This window comes from Micromonospora taraxaci (assembly GCF_007830095.1).
Classification (GTDB): Bacteria; Actinomycetota; Actinomycetes; order Mycobacteriales; family Micromonosporaceae; genus Micromonospora; species Micromonospora taraxaci.
Genome location: NZ_VIWZ01000001.1, coordinates 3,955,794 through 3,980,276, shown reverse-complemented (window position 1 = coordinate 3,980,276; position 24,483 = coordinate 3,955,794). Strand labels below are relative to the sequence as shown.

At 68.7% G+C, this 24,483-nt stretch carries 24 protein-coding genes and 1 pseudogene; 13 read left to right on the top strand and 12 right to left on the bottom strand.

Annotated elements, in window-relative coordinates; translation table 11 throughout:
* A complete protein-coding gene (gene mshC, locus FHU34_RS18345) occupies nt 1-1,239 on the top strand; it encodes a cysteine--1-D-myo-inosityl 2-amino-2-deoxy-alpha-D-glucopyranoside ligase (RefSeq protein WP_145782105.1) in 1,239 nt (412 codons plus the stop codon).
* Nucleotides 1,240-1,365: 126 nt separating this feature from the next.
* Here the strand turns inward: mshC and FHU34_RS18340 are convergent, their stop codons facing one another.
* The 3 genes from FHU34_RS18340 to FHU34_RS18330 form a co-directional block, all read right to left on the bottom strand.
* On the bottom strand, nt 1,366-2,580 hold the full coding sequence (locus FHU34_RS18340) for an alpha/beta hydrolase family protein (RefSeq protein ID WP_145782103.1): 1,215 nt from the start codon (nt 2,578-2,580) through the stop codon (nt 1,366-1,368).
* A gap of 174 nt (nt 2,581-2,754) precedes the next feature.
* Entirely contained in the window at nt 2,755-3,546 is a 792-nt protein-coding gene (locus FHU34_RS18335) for a GntR family transcriptional regulator (RefSeq protein ID WP_145782101.1), read from the bottom strand.
* A gap of 123 nt (nt 3,547-3,669) precedes the next feature.
* A complete protein-coding gene (locus FHU34_RS18330) occupies nt 3,670-4,539 on the bottom strand; it encodes a PAC2 family protein (protein ID WP_145782100.1) in 870 nt (289 codons plus the stop codon).
* A 277-nt stretch (nt 4,540-4,816) separates the two neighbouring features.
* Here FHU34_RS18330 and metH point away from each other — a divergent pair, with 277 nt between their 5' ends.
* From metH to FHU34_RS18315, 3 genes are all read left to right on the top strand, one after another.
* Nucleotides 4,817-8,317, top strand: coding sequence for a methionine synthase (gene metH / locus FHU34_RS18325; protein ID WP_425280577.1), 3,501 nt, complete (start codon nt 4,817-4,819; stop codon nt 8,315-8,317).
* Between the two features lie 177 nt (nt 8,318-8,494).
* Nucleotides 8,495-9,214, top strand: coding sequence for a hypothetical protein (locus FHU34_RS18320; protein ID WP_244311721.1), 720 nt, complete (start codon nt 8,495-8,497; stop codon nt 9,212-9,214).
* Nucleotides 9,215-9,434: 220 nt separating this feature from the next.
* The gene (locus FHU34_RS18315) at nt 9,435-9,815 is read left to right on the top strand and encodes a hypothetical protein (RefSeq protein ID WP_145782098.1); all 381 of its coding nucleotides are present in this window, start codon (nt 9,435-9,437) and stop codon (nt 9,813-9,815) included.
* Nucleotides 9,816-9,901: 86 nt separating this feature from the next.
* On the opposite strand, the pseudogene FHU34_RS18310 reads toward FHU34_RS18315, so the two are convergent.
* Nucleotides 9,902-10,222: pseudogene (locus FHU34_RS18310) on the bottom strand (helix-turn-helix domain-containing protein); the annotation flags it as partial.
* Nucleotides 10,223-10,427: 205 nt separating this feature from the next.
* On the opposite strand from FHU34_RS18310, the gene FHU34_RS18305 reads away from it, so the two are divergent.
* On the top strand, nt 10,428-10,979 hold the full coding sequence (locus FHU34_RS18305; RefSeq protein ID WP_145779620.1) for a CbrC family protein: 552 nt from the start codon (nt 10,428-10,430) through the stop codon (nt 10,977-10,979).
* On the opposite strand, the gene FHU34_RS18300 is transcribed toward FHU34_RS18305, so the two are convergent.
* Together FHU34_RS18300 and FHU34_RS18290 are read right to left on the bottom strand one after the other, a co-directional pair.
* On the bottom strand, nt 10,952-12,775 hold the full coding sequence (locus tag FHU34_RS18300) for an IS481 family transposase (RefSeq protein ID WP_244311972.1): 1,824 nt from the start codon (nt 12,773-12,775) through the stop codon (nt 10,952-10,954). The genes FHU34_RS18305 and FHU34_RS18300 overlap by 28 nt on opposite strands.
* A gap of 1,074 nt (nt 12,776-13,849) precedes the next feature.
* Nucleotides 13,850-14,491: a hypothetical protein gene (locus FHU34_RS18290; RefSeq protein ID WP_145782096.1), complete on the bottom strand. Its 642-nt coding sequence runs from the start codon at nt 14,489-14,491 to the stop codon at nt 13,850-13,852.
* A gap of 207 nt (nt 14,492-14,698) precedes the next feature.
* Here FHU34_RS18290 and FHU34_RS18285 point away from each other — a divergent pair, with 207 nt between their 5' ends.
* Entirely contained in the window at nt 14,699-15,262 is a 564-nt protein-coding gene (locus FHU34_RS18285; protein WP_145782094.1) for a dihydrofolate reductase family protein, read from the top strand.
* 587 nt (nt 15,263-15,849) lie between these two features.
* Here FHU34_RS18285 and FHU34_RS18280 read toward each other — a convergent pair.
* A complete protein-coding gene (locus FHU34_RS18280; RefSeq protein ID WP_145782092.1) occupies nt 15,850-16,347 on the bottom strand; it encodes an N-acetyltransferase in 498 nt (165 codons plus the stop codon).
* A 93-nt stretch (nt 16,348-16,440) separates the two neighbouring features.
* On the opposite strand from FHU34_RS18280, the gene FHU34_RS18275 reads away from it, so the two are divergent.
* On the top strand, nt 16,441-16,785 hold the full coding sequence (locus FHU34_RS18275; protein ID WP_145782090.1) for a hypothetical protein: 345 nt from the start codon (nt 16,441-16,443) through the stop codon (nt 16,783-16,785).
* A 183-nt stretch (nt 16,786-16,968) separates the two neighbouring features.
* Here FHU34_RS18275 and FHU34_RS18270 read toward each other — a convergent pair whose 3' ends face one another.
* Both FHU34_RS18270 and FHU34_RS18265 read right to left on the bottom strand, forming a co-directional pair.
* The gene (locus FHU34_RS18270) at nt 16,969-17,394 is read right to left on the bottom strand and encodes a DUF6924 domain-containing protein (RefSeq protein WP_145782088.1); all 426 of its coding nucleotides are present in this window, start codon (nt 17,392-17,394) and stop codon (nt 16,969-16,971) included.
* A gap of 108 nt (nt 17,395-17,502) precedes the next feature.
* Complete coding sequence (locus tag FHU34_RS18265; RefSeq protein WP_145782086.1) at nt 17,503-17,901, bottom strand: hypothetical protein; 399 nt, start codon at nt 17,899-17,901, stop codon at nt 17,503-17,505.
* Between the two features lie 100 nt (nt 17,902-18,001).
* Between FHU34_RS18265 and FHU34_RS18260 the strand changes: the two genes are divergently transcribed.
* The gene (locus FHU34_RS18260) at nt 18,002-18,478 is read left to right on the top strand and encodes an SRPBCC family protein (RefSeq protein ID WP_145782084.1); all 477 of its coding nucleotides are present in this window, start codon (nt 18,002-18,004) and stop codon (nt 18,476-18,478) included.
* Nucleotides 18,479-18,497: 19 nt separating this feature from the next.
* Here FHU34_RS18260 and FHU34_RS18255 read toward each other — a convergent pair whose 3' ends face one another.
* The gene (locus tag FHU34_RS18255; protein ID WP_145782081.1) at nt 18,498-18,908 is read right to left on the bottom strand and encodes a hypothetical protein; all 411 of its coding nucleotides are present in this window, start codon (nt 18,906-18,908) and stop codon (nt 18,498-18,500) included.
* A 358-nt stretch (nt 18,909-19,266) separates the two neighbouring features.
* Between FHU34_RS18255 and FHU34_RS18250 the strand changes: the two genes are divergently transcribed.
* Together FHU34_RS18250 and FHU34_RS18245 are read left to right on the top strand one after the other, a co-directional pair.
* A complete protein-coding gene (locus tag FHU34_RS18250) occupies nt 19,267-20,037 on the top strand; it encodes a hypothetical protein (protein ID WP_145782079.1) in 771 nt (256 codons plus the stop codon).
* A 72-nt stretch (nt 20,038-20,109) separates the two neighbouring features.
* The gene (locus FHU34_RS18245) at nt 20,110-20,778 is read left to right on the top strand and encodes a hypothetical protein (RefSeq protein WP_145782077.1); all 669 of its coding nucleotides are present in this window, start codon (nt 20,110-20,112) and stop codon (nt 20,776-20,778) included.
* A gap of 62 nt (nt 20,779-20,840) precedes the next feature.
* Here the strand turns inward: FHU34_RS18245 and FHU34_RS18240 are convergent, their stop codons facing one another.
* The gene (locus FHU34_RS18240) at nt 20,841-21,410 is read right to left on the bottom strand and encodes a TetR/AcrR family transcriptional regulator (RefSeq protein WP_145782074.1); all 570 of its coding nucleotides are present in this window, start codon (nt 21,408-21,410) and stop codon (nt 20,841-20,843) included.
* Between the two features lie 85 nt (nt 21,411-21,495).
* On the opposite strand from FHU34_RS18240, the gene FHU34_RS18235 reads away from it, so the two are divergent.
* From FHU34_RS18235 to FHU34_RS18225, 3 genes are all read left to right on the top strand, one after another.
* Complete coding sequence (locus FHU34_RS18235; RefSeq protein ID WP_145782072.1) at nt 21,496-22,458, top strand: zinc-dependent alcohol dehydrogenase family protein; 963 nt, start codon at nt 21,496-21,498, stop codon at nt 22,456-22,458.
* A 57-nt stretch (nt 22,459-22,515) separates the two neighbouring features.
* Nucleotides 22,516-23,058, top strand: coding sequence for a carbonic anhydrase (locus FHU34_RS18230; protein WP_145782070.1), 543 nt, complete (start codon nt 22,516-22,518; stop codon nt 23,056-23,058).
* Nucleotides 23,059-23,169: 111 nt separating this feature from the next.
* Nucleotides 23,170-23,610: a VOC family protein gene (locus FHU34_RS18225; protein ID WP_145782068.1), complete on the top strand. Its 441-nt coding sequence runs from the start codon at nt 23,170-23,172 to the stop codon at nt 23,608-23,610.
* A 102-nt stretch (nt 23,611-23,712) separates the two neighbouring features.
* Here FHU34_RS18225 and FHU34_RS18220 read toward each other — a convergent pair whose 3' ends face one another.
* Nucleotides 23,713-24,432: an SDR family oxidoreductase gene (locus FHU34_RS18220; protein ID WP_145782067.1), complete on the bottom strand. Its 720-nt coding sequence runs from the start codon at nt 24,430-24,432 to the stop codon at nt 23,713-23,715.
* Nucleotides 24,433-24,483: the final 51 nt, after the last annotated feature.

Sequence of the window (24,483 nt, the reverse complement as noted above, 5' to 3'; positions counted from 1 at the left end):
ATGGAGTCTTGGGCGGGACACGAGGTGCCACGGCTGCCGGGCACGGGCGAGCCGTTGGCGTTGTACGACTCGGCGCGGCAGGGCGTCCACCCGAGTGACCCGGCCGACGCGGCGAGCATGTACGTCTGCGGCATCACCCCGTACGACGCGACCCACCTCGGCCACGCCGCCACCATGATCACGTTCGACCTGGTGCAGCGGATGTGGCGCGACGCCGGCCGTCCGGTGCGGTACGTGCAGAACGTCACCGACATCGACGATCCACTGCTGGAGCGGGCTGCCCGCGACGGCGAGGACTGGGTGGTCCTCGCGATGCGGGAGACCGCGCTGTTCCGGGAGGACATGGAGGCGTTGCGGATCATCCCGCCGGCGCACTACGTGGGCGCCGTCGAGTCGATCCCGGACATCGCCGACAAGGTCGAGGTGCTGGTCAAGGACGGTGCCGCGTACCGACTCGACGACGGCACCGGCGACGTCTACTTCGACATCTCCGCCACCGGCCGGTTCGGCTACGAGTCGAACCTGACCCGCGAGCAGATGCTGGAGATCTTCCCGGACCGTGGCGGCGACCCGGACCGGGCAGGCAAGCGCGACCCACTGGACCCGCTGCTGTGGCGCGGGGCCCGCGAGGGTGAGCCGTCCTGGCCGGGCGGAGACCTGGGGCCGGGCCGTCCGGGCTGGCACATCGAGTGCGCCGTGATCGCCCTGAACCTCCTCGGCGACCGGATCGACGTGCAGGGCGGCGGAAACGACCTGCTGTTCCCGCACCACGAGGCCTCCGCCGCGCACGCCGAGCGGCTCACCGGTCAGGCGCCCTTCGCCGAGCACTACGTGCACGCCGGGATGATCGGCCTGGACGGCGAGAAGATGTCCAAGTCCCGCGGCAACCTGGTCTTCGTGTCCCGGCTGCGCGCCGACAAGGTCGACCCGATGGCGATCCGGCTGGCGTTGATCTCCGGGCACTACCGCAGCGACCGTACCTGGACCGACGAGCTGCTCACCGCCGCCCAGGAGCGCCTGGCCCGCTGGCGGCAGGCCGCCGCCGCGCCCGCCGGGCCGTCCGGTGCCGAGTTGCTCGCCGGGGTACGCGCACGCCTGGCCGACGACCTCGACACCCCCGGCGCCCTCGCGGTCGCCGACCGCTGGGCCGAGGCGACCCTCGCCGGCGCGGCGGACGACCCCGAGGCTCCAGCCCTCTTCGCGAACACGGTCGACGCCCTCCTCGGCATCCGCCTCTGACAGCCCACGCGCGTCGTGCGGTGCGCGCGCGTTGATCGACTCGGTTTTCAGGACGTCGCGGTGTCCTGACGACTCCGACGCACCGATTTCAGGAAGCCGAGTCGATCAACGGCTCAGCCCATCGGGTCACGGTATGAACCTCACCTCGGGGAAGGTCCGGCTCGGTCCGCTCAGCAGGTGCCCGCCCCGCTGCCGCAGGTGCAGGTCGAAGAAAGCCAGCGGGTACGCCTGCCCGATGCGGACCGCGCGGGTGGGGTCGAGGGTGCCGATCCAGTCGACGAGGTCCTCGTCGCTCATCCCGATGATGCGTGCCAGTTGCGGCACCAGCCACTGGTTGTCGCCGTACGACGAGTGGATTGCCTCCTCGGCCTGAATGTTGAGCCGCCATCCGCGCAGGTGCGTGAAGAACTCGGCGACGGCGGGCTTCGTGGTCCGGGTGTACTCCGCCGTCATCAGCATGAACGGTCGGTACAGGTCGGTAGCGGGCGGCGGCTGCGACACCATCGGGCCGTCGAGGCTCAGCCCTGCGCGGACCCGCCGGTCGGTGCCCATGGTCAGGGCCGTCGCGGTGCCGCCCTTCGACCAGCCGAACATGCCGATCCGGTTCAGGTCGAGGGCGCTTCCGAGCCCGGCCGGCAGCCGTGCGTGTCCGACGTCGGGGTTGCGCCCGGCGGCGAGGTCGGCGATCTGGTCGAGGACGAACCTGAGGTCCCGGCTGTAGGTCCACGGGGTGGCGTCGTAGTTGTCCTCCTGGACGGTGACCCGACCGTCGGGGAACTCGCTGAACCCGTCGTAGGTGTGGTCCACAGTGACCACCACGTACCCGTGGCTGGCGAGTTCCTGCACCACGATGGTGGTGTCCGAGCGGTGGCTTCCGGCGCCGTGCGAGTAGACGACCACCGGCAGCCGCCGACCCGGGTGCAGAACCGGGGCGCCCTCGTGCCCGGCGGTCAGCGGCGCCCGCGCGGCCTCGGGGTTGAACCCGGCGGAGTCCAGCAGCATGCGCATCGACGCGGCGGTCATCCATGGGGCGAGCGGGTACCGCCGCACGTCGCGAGCGGGATACCAGACGCTGATCATCAGCTCCCGATGCCGCCCCGGCCCGGCCAGTGGATCCGGCTGCGACCGGTCGACCAGGTGCAGCGGCACCGTACCCACCCGGTACGGCCCGGTCGGCGCGGGCAGGGTGAGCCGAGCCGGGCCCGAGTCGGCAGGGGCCGCTGCGGAGCGGCCGGCCACGCCGGCAATGCCGATCGGAACGCCGACCCCGGCCGCCAGCGCGGCCCCGACCAGGCCGCGGCGCGTCATTCCCCGTCCACCGAGAGCTTTCATGGTTGGCATGGGTTCTCCCCAGGGTTGCTCGACACCGGAACGGAGCGCCCGGCCATCGATTACACTCGCAGTATAGATACCGAGTGTATAGATGCAATGGTGGCGGCTCGTCGATGGCGGGAGCTCCGAGGGTCAGCCGGTTCTCGCGGATCTACCGGGCGGCTGCGATCCGCGCGGCGTCTGTCAGCCCAGGACCAGGCCGGGGTCGGGTTCCGGGTCGGGGGTGGGGCCGGGGATCTTGTACTCCTCGGTGAGGGTGGTCATCGGGCCGGGCCAGGTGGCCTGAGCAACCTCGATCGGTTTGCGGTTTGCGTCGTACGCGACGTGCAGCAGGTGCAGCACCGGGGTGTCCGGCCTGATCTGGAGGGTCTCAGCCTCCTCTCGGCTGGGCTGGCGGGCGCTGATCGTGTCGGTGGCCGAGACGTACCGCCGGCCGGTGACCTCTTCGGCCTCCTGGTAGAGGGGTCGGCCGAACGCCTCGGCGCGCTCCAACGAGGTGCCCGTGGTGTCGCGGGGCAGGAACCAGGAGGCGCCCACCTCGACGGGGGAGTCGTCGGTGCGGACGAGGTGCCGGCGGCAGAGCAGGTTGGTGCCGTCGGAGACGCCGAACGCGTCGGCGACCTCGGCGGGCGCGGGGGACAGGCCGACGGAGACGAGCTGCTGGCGGTACCGTGCGGCCAGGTCGGTGTGATAGCCGCGGAAGCCGCCGTACCGGCCCCGGGAGAGCCGGTTGAGTCGGCGTCGGGTGCCCCGGACGTACGTACCGGAGCCGGGTTTGGTGATCAGGATGCCCTCGACCCGCAGCTGGTCGACGGCGCGTTGCACGGTCTGCTTGGCGACGCCGAACATCTCGGCGATGGCCGGGATGGACGGCAGTCGCTCGCCCGGCCCCCAGTCGCCCCGGCGGACCTGGGCCTTGAGCTGCGCGGCGATCTGTCGGTGCGGGAACTCAGCGGCCCCGGGATTGATCTGCACACCCGCCTCCTTGATCACATCTAGGTTCCTAGGATGCCTTAGAGGGTGTGACGGCGCCACCCCGGACACACCAAAACGGGCCCCCGGACCACAAAAGGTCCGAAGGCCCGCAGCGGGGACGTGCTACCAGGAACCGGCGGTGGGGCCGGCCGAACCGCCCCGTCGGCGCAGGTACTTCTCGAACTCCTGGGCGATCTCGTCACCGGTCAACGGGGTGATGCCCTCGTCGCCGACCCGTTCCTCCAGCTCGCGAACGTATTCGCCCAGCTCGGCATCCTGCTCGGCGGCGCTGCGCACGCGCTGCTCCCACTCGGCGGACTCCTCGGCCAGGTCGGCCATCGGCACCGGCAGGTCGACGACCTCCTCCACCCGGTGCAGAAGGGCGAGGGTGGCCTTCGGGCAGGGCGGGTTGTTGGCGTAGTGCGGCACGTGCACCCAGAACGAGACAGCGTCCACCTCGGCGCGGGCGCAGGCGTCGTGCAGCACGCCCACGATGCCGGTCGGCCCGTCGTAGCGGGTGGGGGTGAGCTGGTAACGCTCGGCGGCCTGCGCGTCGGAGGCGCTGCCGCTGATCGGCAGCGGCCGAGTGTACGGAACGTCGGCGAGCAGCGCGCCGAGCAGCACGACCCGTTCCACCTCGAGGCTGTGGCAGATCTCCAGCACCTGCTCGCAGAACGTGCGCCAGCGCATGCTCGGCTCGATGCCGCGGATCAGCACCACGTCACGGTCGGTGCCCTCCGGGCTGGCCACCATGAACCGGGTCGTCGGCCACTCCACCCTGCGGGTCTCTCCGTCGGCCATCGTGATGGTGGGCCGGCTGACCTGGAAGTCGTAGAAGTCCTCCGGATCCAGCTCGGCGATCTGCCGGGCGTTCCAGACCTGCTCCAGGTGCTCGACCGCGGCGGTGGACGCGTCAGCGGCGTCGTTCCAGCCCTCGAAGGCGGCGATCGCCACCGGGGACCGCAGCACCGGCAGTCCGTCGAACTCGGTCACGCCGTCACCTCACCCTGCTCGTTGCGGTCGGCGCCGGGATCGCGCCCGGTCGTCGTACCGTGTGGCACAGTGGCGTCCCAGTTGTCCTTCACGTCCGCCAGCCTACGTGCCGGGCAGGGATGCGGCCCGTCGGCCGCGCCGGTCCACCGGACCGGCGACCGGTCATACACGAACGAACCAGACAGCGTGATCCCGGCGACACAATATGGGAACGCGCGCCGAGGGGCGCTGGGTGCGATGCGGACCGCACTAACCTGAACGGGTGCGGACTTCGTTGATGGATGTGCTGGCCGACCGGATTCTCATCGCCGATGGGGCGATGGGCACGATGCTGCAGGCCGCGGACCTCACGCTCGACGACTTCGACGGTCTCGAAGGGTGCAACGAGATCCTCAACGTCACCCGGCCGGACGTGGTGCGCGGCGTGCACGACGCCTACCTGGCCGCCGGCGCGGACTGCGTGGAGACCAATACCTTCGGCGCCAACCTCGCCAACCTCGCCGAGTACGACATCCCGCAGCGCATCCGGGAGTTGTCCGAGGCGGGCGCGCGGATCGCCCGGGAGGCCGCCGACGCGGCCAGCACCCCACAGCGACCCCGGTTCGTGCTCGGCTCGATCGGGCCGGGCACCAAGCTGCCCACCCTCGGGCACGCCGACTACGCGACCCTGCGCGACGCGTACCAGGAGAACGCGGCCGGTCTGATCGAAGGCGGCGCGGACGCGCTGATCATCGAGACCTGCCAGGACCTGCTCCAGGTCAAGGCGGCGGTGGTCGGCTCGAAGCGGGCGATGGCCGAGCTGGGCCAGTCGGTGCCGATCATCTGTCACGTGGCCGTGGAGACGACCGGCACGATGCTGGTGGGCAGCGAGATCGGTGCCGCCCTGGCGGCGATCGAGCCGCTCGGGGTGGACCTGATCGGCCTCAACTGCTCGACCGGCCCGGCGGAGATGAGCGAGCACCTGCGCTACCTGTCGCAGCACTCCCGCATCCCCCTGTCGGTGATGCCGAACGCCGGCCTGCCGGTGCTGACCGCCGACGGCGCGTACTTCCCGCTGACCCCGGTGGAGCTGGCCGAGGCCCTGGAGCGGTTCGTCACCGACTACAGCGTGGGGCTGGTCGGCGGCTGCTGCGGCACCACGCCGGAGCACATCCGGGTGTTGTCCGAGCGGCTGCACGGCAGCATCGCTCCGGCCCGTGAGGCCCGGCACGAGGCGGGTGTCTCCTCGGTGTACCACCCGGTGCCGTTCGCCCAGGACGCGTCGGTGTTGATGGTGGGGGAGCGGACCAACGCCAACGGTTCGAAGGCGTTCCGCGAGGCGATGCTCGCCGGCGACTGGCGTGCCTGTGTGGAGATCGCCCGCAGTCAGGCCCGGGACGGCTCGCACCTGCTCGACCTGTGCGTCGACTACGTGGGCCGCGACGGCACCCAGGACATGCGCGAGCTGGCCGGCCGGTTCGCCACCGCGTCCACCCTGCCGATCATGTTGGACTCGACCGAGCCGAACGTGGTCGAGGCCGGGCTGGAGATGCTCGGCGGGCGGTGCGTGGTCAACTCGGTGAACTTCGAGGACGGCGACGGCCCCAACTCCCGTTACGCGCGGGTGATGCCGATCGTCCGTGAGCACGGCGCGGCGGTGGTGGCGCTGCTCATCGACGAGGAGGGGCAGGCACGTACCCAGGAGTGGAAGGTGCGGGTCGCGGCTCGGCTCATCGACGACCTGACCGGCCGGTGGGGCATGGACCGCGCCGACATCCTCATCGACGCGTTGACCTTCCCGATCGCCACCGGGCAGGAGGAGACCCGCCGTGACGGCCTCGAAACCATCGAGGCGATCCGGGAGATCGCCCGGCGTTATCCGGGCGTCAACTTCACCCTGGGCATCTCGAACATCTCCTTCGGCCTCAACCCGGCCGCCCGGCAGGTGCTCAACTCGGTGTTCCTGCACGAGTGCGTGCAGGCCGGCCTGACGTCGGCGATCGTGCACGCCAGCAAGATCCTGCCGATGTCGAAGATCCCCGACGAGCAGCGCGAGGTCGCCCTCGACCTGGTCTACGACCGGCGCCGCGAGGGGTACGACCCGGTGCAGCGCTTCCTCGAACTCTTCGAGGGCGTGGACGTGACCAGCGCCCGGGCCAGTCGGGCGCAGGAGCTGGCGGCGTTGCCGCTGGACGAGCGGCTCAAGCGGCGGATCATCGACGGTGAGCGCAACGGCCTGGAGGCCGACCTGGACGACGCGATGGCCGGCGGCCGGTCCCCACTGTCGATCATCAATGACATCCTGCTGGACGGCATGAAGGTGGTCGGCGAACTGTTCGGCTCCGGCCAGATGCAGTTGCCGTTCGTGCTCCAGTCCGCCGAGGTGATGAAGACCGCGGTGGCCTATCTGGAGCCGCACATGGAGACCACTGAGGACGGCGGCAAGGGCCGCATCGTGCTCGCGACCGTGCGCGGCGACGTGCACGACATCGGCAAGAACCTGGTCGACATCATCCTGTCGAACAACGGCTACGAGGTGGTGAACATCGGCATCAAGCAGCCGATCAACGCCATCCTCGACGCCGCCGAGCAGCACCGCGCTGACGCGATCGGCATGTCCGGGCTGCTGGTCAAGAGCACCGTCATCATGAAGGAAAACCTGGCCGAGATGGCCACGCGCGGGGTCGCGGAGCGCTGGCCCGTCCTGCTCGGAGGGGCGGCGCTGACCCGCGCGTACGTCGAGGACGACCTGCGGGCGATGTTCCCCGGCCAGGTGCACTACGCGCGGGACGCGTTCGAGGGCCTGTCCCTGATGGACAAGGTGATGACCGCCAAGCGCGGCGGCGCCCCGGTGATCGACCCGGAGCGGGAGGCCGCCCTCGCGGCCCGACGCGCCCGCCGGGAACGGCAGCGCACCATGGTCACCGAGTCACTGCCCGAGCTGCACGACTCCTCGGTCCGCTCCAACGTGGCAGTGGACGTGGAGGTGCCCACCCCGCCGTTCTTCGGCACCCGGGTGGTCAAGGGCGTGCCGATGGCGGATTATGCGGCGCTGCTCGACGAGCGGGCCACGTTCCGCGGGCAGTGGGGCCTCAACGGCGCCCGGGGCGGCAAGGGACCCTCCTACGACGAGCTGGTCGAGACCGAGGGTCGGCCGCGTCTGCGGTACTGGCTGGACCGGCTGATCGCCGACCAGGTGCTCGAGGCAGCCGTGGTGTACGGCTACTTCCCCGCGTACTCCGAAGGCAACGACCTGGTGGTGCTCGACGAGAACGGGCACGCGGAGCGCGCCCGGTTCTCCTTCCCCCGGCAGCGGCAGGAGCGGCGGCTCTGCCTGGCGGACTTCTTCAAACCCAAGGGCGACCAGCTCGATGTGGTCGCGTTGCAACTGGTCACCGTCGGCCAACCCGTCAGCGAGTACGCGGCGAAGCTGTTCGCCCGCAACGAGTACCGCGACTACCTGGAGGTGCACGGGCTGTCGGTGCAGCTCACCGAGGCCCTCGCCGAGTACTGGCACCGGCGCGTCCGCGCCGAGATGACCCTGCCCGACGGCCGTCCGCTGGGCCACGACGACCCGACCGACCTGGCCGGTCTGCTGCGCAACGACTACCGGGGCTGCCGGTACGCGTTCGGCTACCCGGCGTGCCCCGACCTGGAGGATCGGGCGAAGATCGTGGACCTGCTCGGCGCGGACCGGATCGGTGTCGAGCTGTCCGAGGAGTTCCAGCTCATGCCGGAGCAGGCCACCGACGCGATCGTGGTCCACCACCCGGAGGCCAGCTACTTCAACGCCAAGTGACGAGTGCGGGTGCTGTGACCTGCAGGTACGACCGTCCCGACGGCAGATGACCCATGATCATGTCGTCCTCAGGCCGTCGAGGGCACCCCGGGGACCGGGCCGGCGTGACGGATTGGGTGTCGGCTGTTGAGTGACACCCCCGGCTAGGTCTGGTTGCGTATCCTCGATCATGGAGTCATGCATCACGTCCTGGACGACCCTTCTGGGTTGTCGCCGAGAGTCACTCGCTTCCTCAGGCATGCTGCGGAGCGAACGTCGTTCGACGTGTCGAATGGGCCAGCGACGGACGAGCTGCGGTCTTTGTTGAGCCAGATGCCCGGCGTGGACGTCCAGGCAACGCTGACCCTGTTCCGGCGAGCAGCGGCCCGGTACGGGGGTCTGCGGTACCGCAGCGTCGCCTGGTCGTTCGAAGAGACCGTCACGTTCGTGCCGGTCCCGTGGGCAGCAGACGACTACGCCCCCGAGGACCAGGACTCGATGGCCGACCTCATTGAGCATGACGTCGCGCACCCGTACGCGGTTTGGCTGCGCGGCGACGGCGCTGTCGTCCACTGCTTCACAGGCCCGCACTCGGCACCGGTGGTGCCCGTCTTTCCTGGCATCGACGCGATGCTCGAAGCCGAGGCGCTCTACCAGGATTGCGCCGCCTGGATCCCGGTATCGCTCGACGACGCGCCAGGACTGGCGGCGGTCGAGGCACACGCCGAGCACCTCACCCCGATACCCGAGGCGTGCGGATACACCGAGCGTTGGTGGGAGCAAGACGGCTTCCGGCTGCACATCTGGAAAACGTTCGCCACCGTGTTTCCCGGCTCTGGCGCCCGGTGGGCGGTGTGGGCCCGTAACCGTTCTGGCGAACTGGCCGCCCGATCCTTTCTGACGCATGCAAGGACGTAGCTACCCCTGCTTGATCTTGTAACCCATCAGCTGGAGCCAATCTGTAACCCATCAACCGGAGTACGACACCGGCCTGCTGGCAATGCCTGGTCTCGGATGATGTTTGACGGAACGGCGTCGGAGGATCCTTGACGCCAGGTCGTGATCGATGAGGTCTACTGCCTACGGCCGATGGTAGGGCTGGTCACCCGTGTGAGGCGGAAGGGCTAGCGTGTTCCGTGTGCCTGAGGAACCCGACGAATATTTTCTGATGCACGAGGAGTCGGTGTTGGCCAGTCTGGTCGAGCTGTCCGGCGTCGAGATTCTGTGGTGCGACGACTTCTACGACGGAGCGATCGACGGGCTGGCCCGGTGGGATGGGCGGGAGTTCTGGTTTGCGGGGGTCTATCCACTGGGCCATCGCCCCCGGCGCTATGTCCTGCATGAGATCAGGGCCGCGGGCGTCGAGGCCGCGTCAGCGCTGCACCGTCAGCTGGGCGCATACGCTGAGGCATCCCGCCACGGACGCCTGGACTCGACACAGGAGAGAGCGTGGGGCCAGGTGTGGGCGAGCCGGCCGGATTATCGCGGTGCCCCGGCTGTTGGGTGGTTCACCGCCTAGCCTCAGGCTCAAGGTTCAGCCAGTGGTGCTGATGCGGTGGTGCGCCTTGGTGCGGTTCAGGTCGGTGGTGCTGCGTCGGGGGACGGCAGGATCCGATACACAGTCGCCCGAGCCGGCGCAGGAGTCACCCCCCGACGCCCTGCCTCGAACCGCAGCCGACGCGGACCCCACCGCGGATGATCCCGCCGCAGCTCACACACCAACGCCTCCGTCGAGGCGTCAACCCGGTGCGGGCAGACATGCGGACGGTGAGATCGGTCCTCCAAGCCCCTGACGCCCGCGGCGGCATACCGGGCCAGCCAGTTGTGAATCGTCTGCCGCGACACTCCATACCGGGCGGCGACCTCCGTCTTCGGAGTCCCACCCGGTGCTCCTCCCGCCTGAGTTACAGACGCAACGTGCACCAAGCCGACCGGGTGTCAAACATCAACCGAGGCCGCAGTGTCAACCATCAACCGGTGCAGGACACCGGCCTGCTGGCAATGTCGGGTCTCAGGACCTGCGTGACAGATCAGTCTCGGGACGTAGGTGACACGTCCGGCTAGACGATCTTCGCTTCAGGGTAGCTGTTTAGGGCTCGGGTGGCCGCTCGTGACGTCCTAGGATCGGCGGGTGCTGGCTGACGAGGAACGTCTTCCGCAGTTTGCTTATCACCCGGATCCGGTGGGGACGGGTTCGATCGTGGCTGCTGAGGTGGTGTGCGCGTGTTGCCGACGGCGGCGGCCGTTCACGTATGTCGGCCCGGTCTTCGCGGTGGAAGAGTTGGCCAGGGCGCTTTGCCCTTGGTGCATCGCGGACGGCCGGGCGGCTGGGATGTTCGACGCGCAGTTCACCGACAAGAGCTGGCGGGTTCCGGACGACGTGCCTGCCGACGTGACCGAGGTGGTTCTCCGCCGGACGCCCGGCTTTCTGGGGTGGCAGCAGGAGCAGTGGATGCACCATTGCCGCGACGCGGCGGAGTTCCATGGCTTGGTCGGGGCGAACGAGTTGGCTGCCTTTCCTGACGCGCTGGAACACCTGCGGCTGGAGTTGGCCGGGTCTGGTTGGTCGGCCGATGACAAGGACTGGTATCTGCAAGCGCTGAGCAAGGAGGGCCCGGTCACCGCCTATCTCTTTCGCTGCCGGCACTGTGGTAGTCACCTCGCATACTCCGACTCGACCTGACCGTCTGTTTGCTGTCGCGGGGGCTCCGGCTTACGGACCTTGAACCGGGCGATCGGTTTGACGGTGGTGCGCGGGACTTCGGTGAGGAGCTGGTCGCCGTCGTGGACGCGGAAGCTGGTATCGGCGGCTTCGACGGTGAGCGTTCGGCCAGCGTGGGCGATGCCGACGTGGATGCGTTGGCCCGCGATGACCAGGGCTCCTCGGCAGCTGACGCGGCGTTCGACCCGCACGGGTTGCGGGTTCGGGGTGGGTGGTGGTCCAGCGGGGCGGGCGTCGCGGATGCTGGCGGTCTCGGCTGGTGTCAGGGGGTTGGGCAGGCTGCGCAGCAGGACGCCGTCGGCGGTGATCTGCAGGAGGCCGCGGTCGAGTCGGACGGTGACGCGCCTGCCGGCGAAGTGGTAGCCGACGGGATGCTGTCGGCCGGCGAGGCTGATCAGGCCGGTGGCGTTGACGAGCCGTTCGACCTCGATCGGGGCGCCGGATCGGACGGTGCCGGTGGTGATCGGTGGTGGCCCGGCGGGCTGACCGTTGTCGGCGCGGAGTTGCCGCAGGTGATTGGGGGTGAGCCGGGACGGGACGGTCTTGAGGCGGACGCCGTCGATGAGCAGGTGAACGACGGTGGTGTCGGCCCAGAGGGTGACCGGTAGTCCGGCTCGGGTGGGGCTGAGCCAGAACTGTTGTCCGCAGACGGTGAGGTTGCCCGAGGCGGGAACGAGGCGGGTGACCTCCACGGCTAGGCCGACGTCGTCGCCGGTTGCCGATGGTGCTGCTGCGGCGGTGGCCGATCTGGCGGCTGATGGAGACGTCGGCGGTGGCGCAAGCGGCGGCGTTCGGGGTGCGGGGATGGTGGTCAGCGGTGGCGGCAGCCGCAGGGGGATCTTCTCCTCGGCGGGCTGGGTGGTGAACCGGTCGGCCGGGACCGCCATCCCGAGGGACTGGTGGGGTCGTTCGTTGTTGTATTCGTGCCGGAACACGTCGATGGCTGCTTGAGCTTCCTCCGGGTCGGACCAGACTTCGACGTCGTCGAGGAGTTCGCGTTGCAGGGTCTGGTGGAACCGCTCGACCTTGCCCGTGGTGGTCGGTGAGCGAGGCTTGGTCAGCCGGTGAATGATGCCGTTCTCCCGGCAGATCCGGTCGAACATCACCTCGCCGCCACCGCGGCCGAACCGGGCGGTGAACTGCTTGCCATTGTCCGTGAGCACCTCCTCGGGCACCCCGAACCGTTGTAGAGCCTCGGCGAAGGCGAGACACACGGCCCGGCCTGTGGCCCGGCGGACCACGGCAGCGATGACGCAGAACCGGGAATGGTCGTCAACGCCGGTCACGACCTTCGCCTCACCACCGTCAGCCAGATGGATGCCACCAACGATGTCCATCTGCCACAACTCCATAGGCCGGCCACGTTCCCACCTCCGGTAGTCCTCTCGGCGCCGGCGGCGGGGTGTCGGATCGATCAGGCCATGTCGGATCAGCACCCGATGCACCGTGATCCGCGACGGAATCGGACCGGGACAGTCACGTCGGCCAAGCTCATAGAGCAGGCGACGGGCACCCCAACGCGGATGGTTCCGGCGCAGCTCACAGATCAGCGCCTCCACCTCCGGCGACGTCTGCCCCGGTGAAGAGCGCGGCCGGCTGGAACGATCGGCCAGACCTTCCAAACCCTCCTGCTCATACCAGGCCAGCCAGCGATGCACCGCCTGGCGGGAGACCCCGAATCGCTCGGCGACGTCCGTGACCGTCGACCCGGCAACCACGTCCTGGACGGCTCGATACCGCTGCTCCATCACGCTCATCTCCACCAACACTCGGCGGAGTGTCACCCAGGTCCTGATACCGATGTGTCACGCAGGTCCCGAGACCGGACACCGGCCTGCTGGCAAAGTGGTTGAGACTTTCTGTACGTCTTCAAAGCGGCCCTGAACGGGCCGCACGCGCCGCCGCCTGGGCGCGGGTCCGTCGCTCCGCTGGCGCTCCGACTCCGGTCACGCAACACGCCCGGCGGCTGGCGCGGAAGCGGGGAGCCCCAAGGGGCCGCCGCAGAACGACAGACCATTGGCGGGTGGTGCTGGGCCGGTAGCCGGCCGGGCCGCGCGGCCATAAAGCCTGCACGGCGTAGTGCAGCGCACGCCGGCCGCGTCGGCGAGCTGGCGGCAGGTGGCGTGGTTGTGGTTACTGCGCCTCCGGCGTAAGGATGACCCGTCGAGTGACATCTAGGTGCCGGGCGACGGTGTACCTGCCAGTGGCGCCGACGTTCGGGGCCTCGCTGCTCCATTCCAAGGATGACCAGCAGTCTTCGAACCTCACCACGCACTCCCTGTTCGAGACGAAGACGTCAGTGACAGTCGCGGTGACCACGGAGCCGATCGGAAATCGCGCCTTGATGGATAACCACTCCTGGTGGCTCAGCCAGTGGACAGGTAGGTCGGTGAACGGAATCGCTCGTCGAGAGGTAGGAGGCGAACCTGGCCCGTCCTGTGTTGGAGAACCTCAAACGTGGTCACTGTGCCAACCGCAGGCCAGTCAGCCGGTTCGTATGGCAAGACCACGACGTCAACGAAGCCCTCTGGCTCCTGGCCCAAGTCCACGAGCAATCCGGTCACTCCGGGCCTCGGTATACGGACGACCTGACCCGTGATGTGTTCTCCCACGGGGAAGTGACGACGAGCCGTGTCGAGCTTGTCCGGCTCCGACACGCCGCGAAACCTCCTCAACTATCCGTGGATCGATGCGCCAAGGTATTGCAGGCGAGTATCTCGATCATGTCAAGCGTCTGGTGGGAAGCGAGTGTCAAGCATGTTCCGTGGCGGGAGGGCCCGGGCTGCCCGTTACGGTCGAGCGGTTCGTTCGGACTTGTTTGGATGATGTGATCACCTCCGAGTCGGGTCCAACTCGGTCAGCACCCGAAGCCATGCGCGGACGTCAGCGACGAGGTGGGCGTCGGTCATGTGCCTGACGAGGGGTGCGAGGTCGGTCAAGATCCGCTCGATGGCGAGAAGTCGGTGGTAGTCCTGGTAGTCGTCGGTCACTGTGAGTGCTTGCCATCTCGCCCGCCAGTCCTCACCTGGCTGGACGAAATCATCCTCGGTAAGCGGGGTTGCGCGGAGGTTCGCTGCCCGGGCAGCAGCTTCTTCCCGTGTTATGCCAAAGCTGTCGACAGCCCGCCTGGCGACCGTGTCCGGCCGAGCGCTCGCTGGTAGCTCCTGGACTCGCTGACCTGCATCAAGGGCGATCGTGATGAGCGAGGTGAAGTGTGCGACCGCCAGCTCCATTGGGAAACCGTGGTCTGATGCCAGGTCGATCAGGAAGACCGCTAGGGGCATGTCGGCACGGGGCCGATGGCCGGGCCATCCGCGGTGCTGGCGGCGTACATCCGAGGTTGCTGAGTCGATCAGTGCGAGCCACCAGTACACGGGACTGACCGCGTCAGGCTTGCGATCGAGTAGCCACTGCCTGCGTAGTGGCGGATCAATCAGCAGAAGTTTGCGGTAGGTGCCCTCAAGCTCTGTCACCCCACGCCTCCCCGGCACCAGGCATTGCTGCGCTGACGACGGTAGCTTGCAATACGACGCCAGGTGACGGGTGCGGGTGCTCTGACCTGCTCCTGAGGTCCTCCGGAGAGCCGCTGAGCCATGGTCGTGCCGCCTCCGGGCCTGTCAACGGCTCTGACGGCGTGGTGATCTGTACGGCGAGGAGTCGCGTACGGGAGGCTGATCACCATGCGGAGACTGACCTTCGGTATGAACCTGAGCCTGGACGGCTACATCAACGCGCCGGACGGCGACCTGGGCTGGGGCGTACCGAGCGACGAATTGTTCCAGTGGTGGTCCGACCGGGTGGGGGCGACGGGCACGGCACTGTACGGGCGCAAACTGTGGGAGGCGATGAGCTCCCACTGGCCGACCGCCGACCAGCGGCCGGGTGCCACACCGGCGGAGGTCGAGTTCGCCCGTCGCTGGCGGGAGATGCCGAAGGTGGTGTTCTCCTCGACGACCAGCGCGGTCGACTGGAATGCCCGAGTGGTCACCGGCGACGCGGTTGCCGAAATCAGCCGGCTCAAGGCCGATGACGGCGGCCCTCTGGATATCGCCAGCGCCACCCTCGCCGCGGCGGCCATGCGGGCCGGGCTGATCGATGAGTACGCGGTCGTCACCCATCCGGTCCTGGTGGGTGGCGGCACGCCGTTCTTCGCGACACTGGACAGCTGGGTGAACCTGACCCTGATGGAGACCCGGACGTTCCCTGGCGGCGTGGTTCTGACCAGGTACGAGACCAGGCGCTGAGCACCCGGCCTCGGGGCGGCCGGGCTCCGGGCTGCCCTGACTGGCTGCGCTCCGAAGCCGCCCTGGCTCAACGCCTAGCAGCTGCCATCACCTGTGTCACCACCGCTGCCCCCATGCAGTGGAGGGCTGAACGGGAAGTCCCCGGCATCATCGTCTGCGTGGCGATGCCGTGATTTCCAGAAGGAGATCAGCGCGAGGACCACCACGGCGACCAGGACCCCAGCAACACCGACGAGGCCCACGGCCTGGATCACTGACGCCATCAGCCGAGTGCCTTGTCCGTCGAATGTGGCTCCTCCTGGGTCGGTTCCACCTCAGGACCGCGAGACCCACGCGACCAGTGAAGGGCGAGCAGAGATGCTCCCGTAAGCAGCCAAACTCCCAGGCCGTGCCAGCGGAGCAACAGCCCGATGCCCGCTGCGAGCCAGAGCGTCCCGCCCAGGAGCGCGAACAGGCTCTGGCGGCGTGCACGCGTCATAACGCGAGATTAGATCAGCGAGGCAATTTTCTGTCGCGTACCCGAAGCGTGCAGTTTCGGGGTTCGCGGGGTTGACATCCACGGGAGCATCGGGATGGCAGCCGCCGTGTCACGAGGCAGGCGGCAGCGCGATCCAGTCCTGCCAGGACATGTCGCGGCCCAGATAGCGGGGCTGCTGGAAGGGCCAGTCAGCGGCGATCCACTGCGGCACCAGCGCGTCGAGCGCGTGTTCCACCTCGCCGCCGACGAGGTCGTCCACCACCCACCAGGAGACCTCTCCGTCCGAGCCGGTGCGCTCAGGCGGGTCGATGTAGACGCAGCCGAAAATGGCCGTCTCTTTGTCGTCCAGCAGCGCGTAGTTGAACGACAGGTGCGCGGCTATCTCCTTCTCATGCCGCAGCAAGTCGATGCGGTCCTCTTCGTAGGTCATCGTCTCCGATGGCCAACCCCAGGCCGGCCCGAAGATCTCCCACAGGCGATCCCGGGAGCCCATCACGGCGGGGTAGTCGATCGCGGTGTCCGCCTCCCGGATCGGCCGCAGGTGAAGCGCGGTACTGGGCACGGGCACGTAGATGGGGTGGACGAAGTCCTCAGGCAGCCAGGTCACAACGGCCGAGGCTACAACCAGTCGGCACGACCGCTCACCACGTGACCAATCCGATCCCCACGCCGAGCGTCCGAGGCTGCGATGATGGTTGCCGTGAGCCAGACGGTGGAATGGGACCGCGTCGTCGAGGGCGCTCGTGTCAGCTTCATGTCCGGCGAGGGGGACGACCCTGCGACGGCGGACAACATCGATGCTCACGTCTACCTCGCCGACGGCACCCATCGCTACGCCACCTTCATGACGACGGTTGAGATCGGCCGGCTCCTGCGAAGGTGGGCTAAGACCGGGGAGGCGGGCGGCGGTCACTACTTCTGGTGCTCCGACCTGGTCATCATTCCGAGACCCGGCGTCGAGGCAATGGTGGCGGCCCTGGAGGAAATGATCCGGACCGGCGACATTGACGTGATGCTCAGCAAGGTGGAGGACAGCTCGATCTAGCTGGGTGACGTTCGGGTAGGACGTCGGCGGACTTGGCCGTCGCCTCAGAGCTTGCAAAAGAGCGGCGTCGGCGAGCAGTCGACGACGACCAGGTCTGGGCCGTACGAGCGGGAACCGGCGCGGCATGGGGCACGACCCGGAGGGATGGGCTCCAATCCACGCTTTGCAACGAGGTCCCAGACGTCAGTCTCCGTTGAAGCCCCGGTACGTGCCAGACTCGTCGACGGCGTCGGCGAACTCGGAGAAGTCCATGTTCGCGATGGCGAGGTTCGTCGAGACATCCGCGTACCAACGGGGTGGCACCCGGAAGGTGCGGCCGGGCTCGTCCGCCAGGTCGAGTGCGAGCAGCGGGCGCTCGACGTCGGCCATCGTTGTCGCGTCGGCAAGGAAGAGGTACGTGAGCTTGTCGTCGTTGCTCGCCGCGTTGTCCGCGTCGACCAGCTCTTGAGGGCTCACGCCTGCGTACGTCGGGTCGCTGACGAAGGTGGCGGCGTCGGCGCCCTTCCAGGTGCGTAAGGCCGCCTTCACGGATGCCCAGGCGGTGTCGTTGGTGAAGTCCGTACGGAGCACCAGCGACGTGAGGTCCTCAGGCTGAGGTAGAGAGATCACGATGCGGATCCTTCCCTGCCCCTCCGCTGAAGGAGCCAGCCGGGTCAGCTTCGGCCGCGGCATCTGGTTGCGATTCCGGTAGGAGCTATCAGATCCGCTGCACATCGCCTAGCAGCTCCGCAGGACGCGCTCCGCGTCGGCGCCTGCTGTGACGACCACGGCGTCGGCGCGAAGTTCCTCGGGAAGATGCTGCCTCTGCCCTTCGTGCGCGGGCAGAGTGGGGCAGCCAGGTGGAAGCACGACGGCATCGGCGAGCCCGATGTACCTGACGAGCGTGTCGAGAATGGAGCCGGCGGAGAATCGGCTGATCATGAGACTGTCAAGAGTGCCGCCGGCGAGTGCGGCGTAGACGTCTGCCGTGCCGCCCTCGTCGGCGCTGATATGCCAGTAGCGGTATTGAGGTTCCCTTAGGTCGACGTGAGGCTCGAAGACGGCCAGGAACGCCTTTCCCTCCATCGGCGCCGCCTCGCCCTGCTCGAACCGCTGGACGACCATGTCGTAGCTCATCGGAGGAAGCTAGCGCCCTCGGCCACAGGTGACCGAGACAACGCCAGGTAGTCCCTCCACCGGACAGTGCGCTGTCGATGCCAGGGCTACCGTTACCGGCATGATCGTGCGTACGCGCTGGATGATGCCCCACCCTCCGGAGGTGTTGTGGCCGGCGCTGTGCGACTCGCGCCTGGAGTTACAGCCCCGGTGTCCGGTCTTCTATCTGGGTACGCCCCGGCCGACGACGTGTCGCCTGCCGGACGGCCCGGGTGAGGTGGGCGCCGCCCGGCAGTGTGTGTCGCAGCAGGGTGTGGTGCGGCAGCGGATCACGACGTGGGAACCGCCGGCCCGGTTGGCGTTCCACATGGAGTCGACGGACCTGGGCTTCCACCGCTTCGTCGACCAGCTCGGGGATGTGTTCGAGTTGGCCCCGACAGCGCGCGGCACCCGGGTCACCCGGACGACGACGGTCACGGTGCGCGGGTTCGGCCGTGCGGCTCTGTATCCGGCCCTGTGGGTCGGGTTGAAGTCGGTACACCGCTTCGTGTTCCGCAACTGGCAGAAAATGCGGTTGTCGCCACCGGCGGCGGTGTGACGGTCGGCGCGAGCTGCTGTCAGGGCCCGGGCTGCGGCGTCCGGTGGCCGGCCCGGGTCACGGCCGCGTAACTGACGGTCCCGAGGAGGGACCCGATTCCGGCGCACAGGATGCCGTCCCACGGTTGGGGCAGCCAGCCCTGCAACATCCAGGCAGCAATCAATGCCACCGGCATTGCGGTCAGCCAGGCTGCGGCGACAGCCCAGCCCGAGCGTCGGTCACCCTGGTGGTGGACGAAGCCCAACGCGCTGAGGATCGCGAAGAAGCCCTCGGAGTAGAACCATGACAGGGCCAGGACGAGGAGAGTCCCGATGGCCAGGCCGATGGCCCATCGCCGGAGGGCGGTGGCGAGGGGCACGATCGACCGAGAGGCGCCCAGTCGACTGGCGGGGTCGTCAGGTGCCCTCGTGACTGGAGGCCGCTCGTTCATCGGACGATGGTCCCAGCGGTCGATGAACGGCGGAAGGCCTGCGACGGCTGGCAGCACGGCAGGATGGTGGCGTGAAGACCGAGCCCGTCACCGCAGGCCGAGCGGAGTTGGTGGACGACCTGGAGGGCTTGCCCAGCAGCTCTGACGGCTGTCGCCTTGCTCTGACCTTGGAAGCGCCGGTCCTCCTTCGCGCCGGCGACGTCTGATGGGTCGAGGATGAGGTGCTGTACGTCGAGCGCGGGGATGCCCCGACGGTGGCGCACCGGGGGCACCTCGAATGGCATCGGCGGTGGTAGCGCGCGGGTCCGGTGGTCGACCTCGTTGATCGGACCCAGCACCGGTACGGACAATGGCGACTGTGTCCATGGAACGGGTCGAGGACCCCGCCAGCTTGTTGACCTGGCTCGCAGACCGCCCTGATCACGAGGCGCTCACCGGCTACAACCCGGTCGGGTGGGAGTCGTCGACCTGGATCCTCCATGCGATGTACGAGAACCCTGGCCTCGCGCGTCTGGGCACGCACGACGACATCCTTCGCCGCGGGCTCGACGCCGGAGACCTTGCGCCGCTGGTCGTCGGTGGCATCAACCTCGACGAGGACACGACCGAGACCGGCATACCGTTGGGTTACGTGTCCCGGCCCGGTGGCCCCTGGCAACGGGTGCTCTGGTCGACGTACCTGGCCCGAGGGGCGGAGCCGGAACGGGATCGGACCCTCCCGCCAAGCTACAGCTGGTTTCCCCACAGCAGTTGGCCCGCTGACATCCAGCCACCACCTGAGGGTTCTCTCGACGAGGAGAGCCTCGATGCCCTGCTTGACGCCCTGAGCCAGCACTCGGTCGCCGGCCCTGGCACGGAGTGCGTCGCCTTCTACGCATCCGTGCCCACCGGGGATTTCGACAAGCTCCACGTGTGGCGCGGCCCGTTGTCGGCAGTGCCCGGCCTGATCGCGGAGCGCGGAGGACGCTACGGGTTCTCACCGACGAATCTGTGGCCCGTGGATCGGTCCTGGATGGTGTGGACGGACTACGACCTGCAGGGCAGCAAGGTCAGCGGATCTGTTTCGCTGATCGATGCCATCGAGCGTCACCCCGTTCTGGAGACGACGGACTGGTCGGCTCGGCGCTGACAGACGCGCCGGGACCGGGTCGTCCTCCCGGGCGGGGGAACTGGACTTGCCGGCGAGCTGCATCATGGGCGAGTGAAGGGGCGCGAGCGGCTGTTGCGGAACACCGCCAAGGTGCGGCGCCGCCGGATCGGTCTCGCTGTGTTCGGCGCGGGGGTCGTCTGGGCGGCGCGTGCGGCATTGGCTGATCCCGGCCACCATTTCCACAACAAGGCGCCGCTGTACGGGTTGTTGGGCGCAGTCACTGTCGTTCTCTCCCTCATTGCTCTGCTCGCACTTCTGTGGCCCTTCCTGATCGAGGTGGACGCCGCTGGGCTGACGCTCCGCCTGCGGGGGTTCACGACGCGACTGCCCTGGGAGTCGGTCGAGTCGCTTGCGGTGGTGAAGGTTGGGGAGAACTGGGACAGGGGGCGCCTGGAGCTTCGCCTGGCTCCCGGTGTCCGGCTGCGGGGACGGTCGGCCGGCAGACACGACGGGCGGCGGACGTACTCCTTGCTCTCCCTCGACGACTTCACTGTTGACGCCGAAGAGGTGATCGCGGTTCTGCGCCGGTACGGCAGAGGCAGGGTCGACGCCCTGGAGTACCTCCAGCGCCAGGCCACTCGGCTGGCCGTCGCGAGCTACCTGCGGGGCGATGCGCTCCAAGCCGATCCGCGGCTGGCCGACTACCTGGCCGACCAGCGCCGTATCGAGGAGGAGGGGAGTGGTGCCTCCACCTCGTCGGACCTGCCGGACGGCCGTTGAACCCGAGTCACTGAGCTGAGCGCTGGTGTCGCCGGAACCCCACCAGGAGGGCGCGGCATCGATCAGGCGCGAAACGCCTGGATGGCGAGCGCGGCGAACCGGCGGGAGGCGGCCACCCGGGCGTGCGTCGAGGTGGCGTGCAAACCGCCGTTGGCCATCAGGATGAGGATGAGGTCGTCCAGGACGAAGTCGGACCGCAGGTGGCCGGTGCTCTTGGCGCGACGGCTCAGTTCGGCGAGTGAGGCGAGCGCCGCTTCGCGCTTCGCGGCGAGATCCACGGCGTGCGGAAAGGCCGTCGTGAACGCGGTGGTGTAGCCACGGTCCCGGGCGTGCAGCTCGCAGAGCTTCTCGATCACCAGGCACAGGCCATGCCACGGGTCCGGGTCGGCGAGCCCTTCGTCGACGATGACGTGGCACGCGTCCATCTGCTCGGCGAACGCCTCGGTAGCCAACGCCTGCTTGGTGGGAAAGCGGCGGTAGAGGGTGGCGGGGCCGACTCCTGCCCTGCGGGCTATCTCGCGCATCGGCACGTCCATGCCGTCGGTGGCGAAGATCGTCCGGGCGGCTTCGAGGATGCGCTGGCGGTTGTCCAGCGCGTCCGACCGCAGGTTTCGAGTCACATGCTCGGTCACGCTCTCACTTTAGCTAAACGGACGCAGGCGTCCACTACCGTTCGTGCTGATCACCAGGCGATTCAGGTCGAGAAGAGGCACACCAGTGAAGGCAGTCACCATCAGGGAGTTCGGCGATCCTCGCGGGTTGGTGGTGACCGACATCCCTGACCCGGTTCCGGCTTCGGCACAGGTCTTGATCACCGTCGAGGCGGTCGGTGTGGCGGGTGCCGACGTCATGATCCGAAGCGGTGCTCTCGCCGCCTACGGCTTCCGAGAGGGGCACGTCCTCGGCGGCGAGGTGGCGGGGACGGTGACCGAGGTCGGCGAGGACGTCGACCCGGCGTGGATCGGGCAGCGGGTATGGGCGTTCACCGGTACCGGCGGTGGGTACGCCGAACAGGCAACAGCGCCGATCTCGGAGGTCCTGCCCGTCCCGGCGGGCCTCTCCGTCGTCGATGCCGTGACGCTCGGCAGCTCCGGGATCGTGGCCCACTTCGGTCTCGCCCACGCGCACTTCTCGGCCGGGGAGTCCGTGCTGGTACGCGGTGCGGCCGGCAGCATCGGGATCATGGCGGTGCAGGTCGCGAGCCGCCGTGGCGCCGGTGCCGTCGCGGTCACCACCTCGTCGCCCGAGCGTGGTCGGCGGCTGCGCAGCCTCGGCGCCACCCACGTGCTGGATCGTTCGGGTACGGGAGGCCCCGCCGACCCCTCCGCCTACGACGTGATCATCGACGTCGTCGCCGGCGACGGCATGCCCGCGTTCTTCGACAGGCTCAACCCCAACGGCCGCCTCGTGGTCGTCGGCGCGGTCGGAGGCCAGCCGCCAGCGGACTTCGGCGCGAGGCTGATGACGGCATTCCAGAAGTCGATGTCGTTCGCCACCTTCAGCGCCGCGACGGTGCCGGAATCCGCCCGCCAGGCCGTGCGACGCGAGCAGTTCACCGCCGCGACCCGTGGCGAACTGGTCGCCGTGGTGCACGAGGTGCTGCCGTTGCCGCAGGCGGCTGCGGCCCACCAGAAGATGGACGCCGGCCAGGTCTTCGGGCGAATCGTCCTCACCCCGTAGCGGCCCGACCGCAGCGTTCCGGGCCGGAGGGCGAGGCGCCTCGCTTAGGCTCCGCAAATGGGCACCATCGACGACCTGCTACAGCGCAACGTCCGTTTCGCTGCTACGGACGCCAAGGATCGCGTCCCGGTAATTCCCTTCGTCCCCAACCAGCAGCTGTACGTCATCACCTGTCTCGACCCGCGAGTCGACCCGGCCTTCATCTTCGGTCTGGCGCTCGGTGACGCCGTCGTCGCCCGCACCCTGGGTGGCCGGGTCACTCCAGCCGTGATCCAGGATCTGGCGTGGATCAGTTACCTGCACGAGGTCAAGGCGCCGGACGCCGACTGGTTCGATCTGGCCGTCGTGCACCACACGGGTTGCGGCCGGGGCCTGGACGATGATGCGCTGCTGAGAGGGTTCGCCGAGCGGGGCGGCGACGACGTCGCTCTTGCCGAGCAGGCCGTCTTCGATCCGGCCCAGACCGTGCCCGCCGACGTGCGGAAGCTCATCGATGCCCCGTTGGTGTCGGCCAAGATCAAAATATCCGGTTACGAGTACGACGTGGAGACTGGTTTGCTGAAAACCCTCGTACCTCCGAAGAGCCGCGCGGACGGCTAGCCCGCGACGACGCGACGGACCGGCTGCTCCGGATGTCGAGAACGGCCAAGCGGCTCCGTCCCCCGGGAGAACGCGGCGACCGTGACCGCACCGCACCCGAGGAGTTCCAGCATGGCGATCCAGCGGATGGACAACGTCCTCATCGTGGTCGAAGACCTCGACGCTGTCATTGCGTTCTTCGTCGAGCTCGGCATGGAGGTGGAGGGGAGAGGTCCGGTCGAAGGGCGGTGGGTGGAGCGGGTCATCGCTGTGGACGACGTGCGGCAGGAGGTCGCGATCCTGCGGACCCCGGACGGTCACGGCAAGGTCGAGCTGGCGATGTTCCACACGCCGAAGGCGATCAGCGCCGAGCCGAGGGATGCGCCGGCGAACACACTGGGCATCCGTCGCATCATGTTCGCCGTCGACGACGTCGAGGACACGATCGCCCGTCTGCGCGGCCACGGGGCCGAACTCGTCGGGGAGGTGGAGCGGTACGGGGACATCTTCCTGCTCTGCTACGTCCGCGGCCCCGAGGGCATCGTCGTCGGGCTGGCCGAAGAGCTTCGCTGAGAGCCGCCGCAGTCGTGCGGAAACCACAACTTCCGGGACGTAGGGGCCTCACGAGCGCGGATCTCGACGCCGGCTCCGGCGTCAAGATCCGCCTGTCGCGGGTCAGGCGAGGAGCGTGCCGCCGTCCACGGTCACGATCGTGCCGGTGGCGTAGGTCGACCGGAGGAGGTAGGTGAACGCCTCGGCGACCTCCTCGGGTTCGCCCACCCGACCGAGTGGCAGTGACGCGCTGAGCTGGGCGTACATCTGCTCTCGGGTGTCCTCGGGCAGCGAGTCCCACAGCGGTGAGCGGATGACGCCGGCGGAGACGGCGTTGACCCGGATCGGGGCGAGTTCGACAGCGAGCGAACGGACCAGCGCGTCGATCGCCCCGGTGATGCTGGACGCCACCGACCAGCCCGCGTTCGGCCGGTGGTTGGCGGTGCCGGTGGTGAGGGTGATCGACCCGCCGGGTCGCAGGTACGGCAGTGCCGCGTTGACAGCCGCCAGCGAGCCGAAGTAGCGCAGGTCGAAGGCGGTGCGGGCGGCGGCGAGGTCGAGGGCGTCGACGGACATCAGCGCGAGCGGTTCGCCGGCGGTGAAGACGAGGTGGTCGAACGGGCCGAGCCCCTGGAACAGGCGGGACACGTCGGTGGGGTTGGTGAGGTCCGCGACGTACCCCTGGGTGCCGGTCGGCAGGACGGCGAGGGCGCGGTCCACGCTGCGCTGGTTGCGGGAGGCGACCACGACCTGAGCGCCCTCGTGGGCGGCCCGGGTGGCGGTGGCGAGCCCGATTCCCGAGGTTCCGCCGAGGACGACGACGCGCTGGTCGGTGAGGGTCATGATCGGGTCCTTCCGGATCGTGTTTCGCTGACGGTTACCACCGTGCGTCGG

Coding starts and splice junctions, on each gene's coding strand:
- mshC (WP_145782105.1), top strand. CDS start 1: ATGGAGTCTTGGGCGGGACACGAGGTGCCACGGCTGCCGGGCACGGGC.
- FHU34_RS18340 (WP_145782103.1), bottom strand. CDS start 2,580: ATGCCAACCATGAAAGCTCTCGGTGGACGGGGAATGACGCGCCGCGGC.
- metH (WP_425280577.1), top strand. CDS start 4,817: ATGGATGTGCTGGCCGACCGGATTCTCATCGCCGATGGGGCGATGGGC.
- FHU34_RS18320 (WP_244311721.1), top strand. CDS start 8,495: ATGCATCACGTCCTGGACGACCCTTCTGGGTTGTCGCCGAGAGTCACT.
- FHU34_RS18300 (WP_244311972.1), bottom strand. CDS start 12,775: ATGAGCGTGATGGAGCAGCGGTATCGAGCCGTCCAGGACGTGGTTGCC.
- FHU34_RS18285 (WP_145782094.1), top strand. CDS start 14,699: ATGCGGAGACTGACCTTCGGTATGAACCTGAGCCTGGACGGCTACATC.
- FHU34_RS18265 (WP_145782086.1), bottom strand. CDS start 17,901: ATGAGCTACGACATGGTCGTCCAGCGGTTCGAGCAGGGCGAGGCGGCG.
- FHU34_RS18260 (WP_145782084.1), top strand. CDS start 18,002: ATGATCGTGCGTACGCGCTGGATGATGCCCCACCCTCCGGAGGTGTTG.
- FHU34_RS18255 (WP_145782081.1), bottom strand. CDS start 18,908: ATGAACGAGCGGCCTCCAGTCACGAGGGCACCTGACGACCCCGCCAGT.
- FHU34_RS18230 (WP_145782070.1), top strand. CDS start 22,516: ATGGGCACCATCGACGACCTGCTACAGCGCAACGTCCGTTTCGCTGCT.
- FHU34_RS18225 (WP_145782068.1), top strand. CDS start 23,170: ATGGCGATCCAGCGGATGGACAACGTCCTCATCGTGGTCGAAGACCTC.
- FHU34_RS18220 (WP_145782067.1), bottom strand. CDS start 24,432: ATGACCCTCACCGACCAGCGCGTCGTCGTCCTCGGCGGAACCTCGGGA.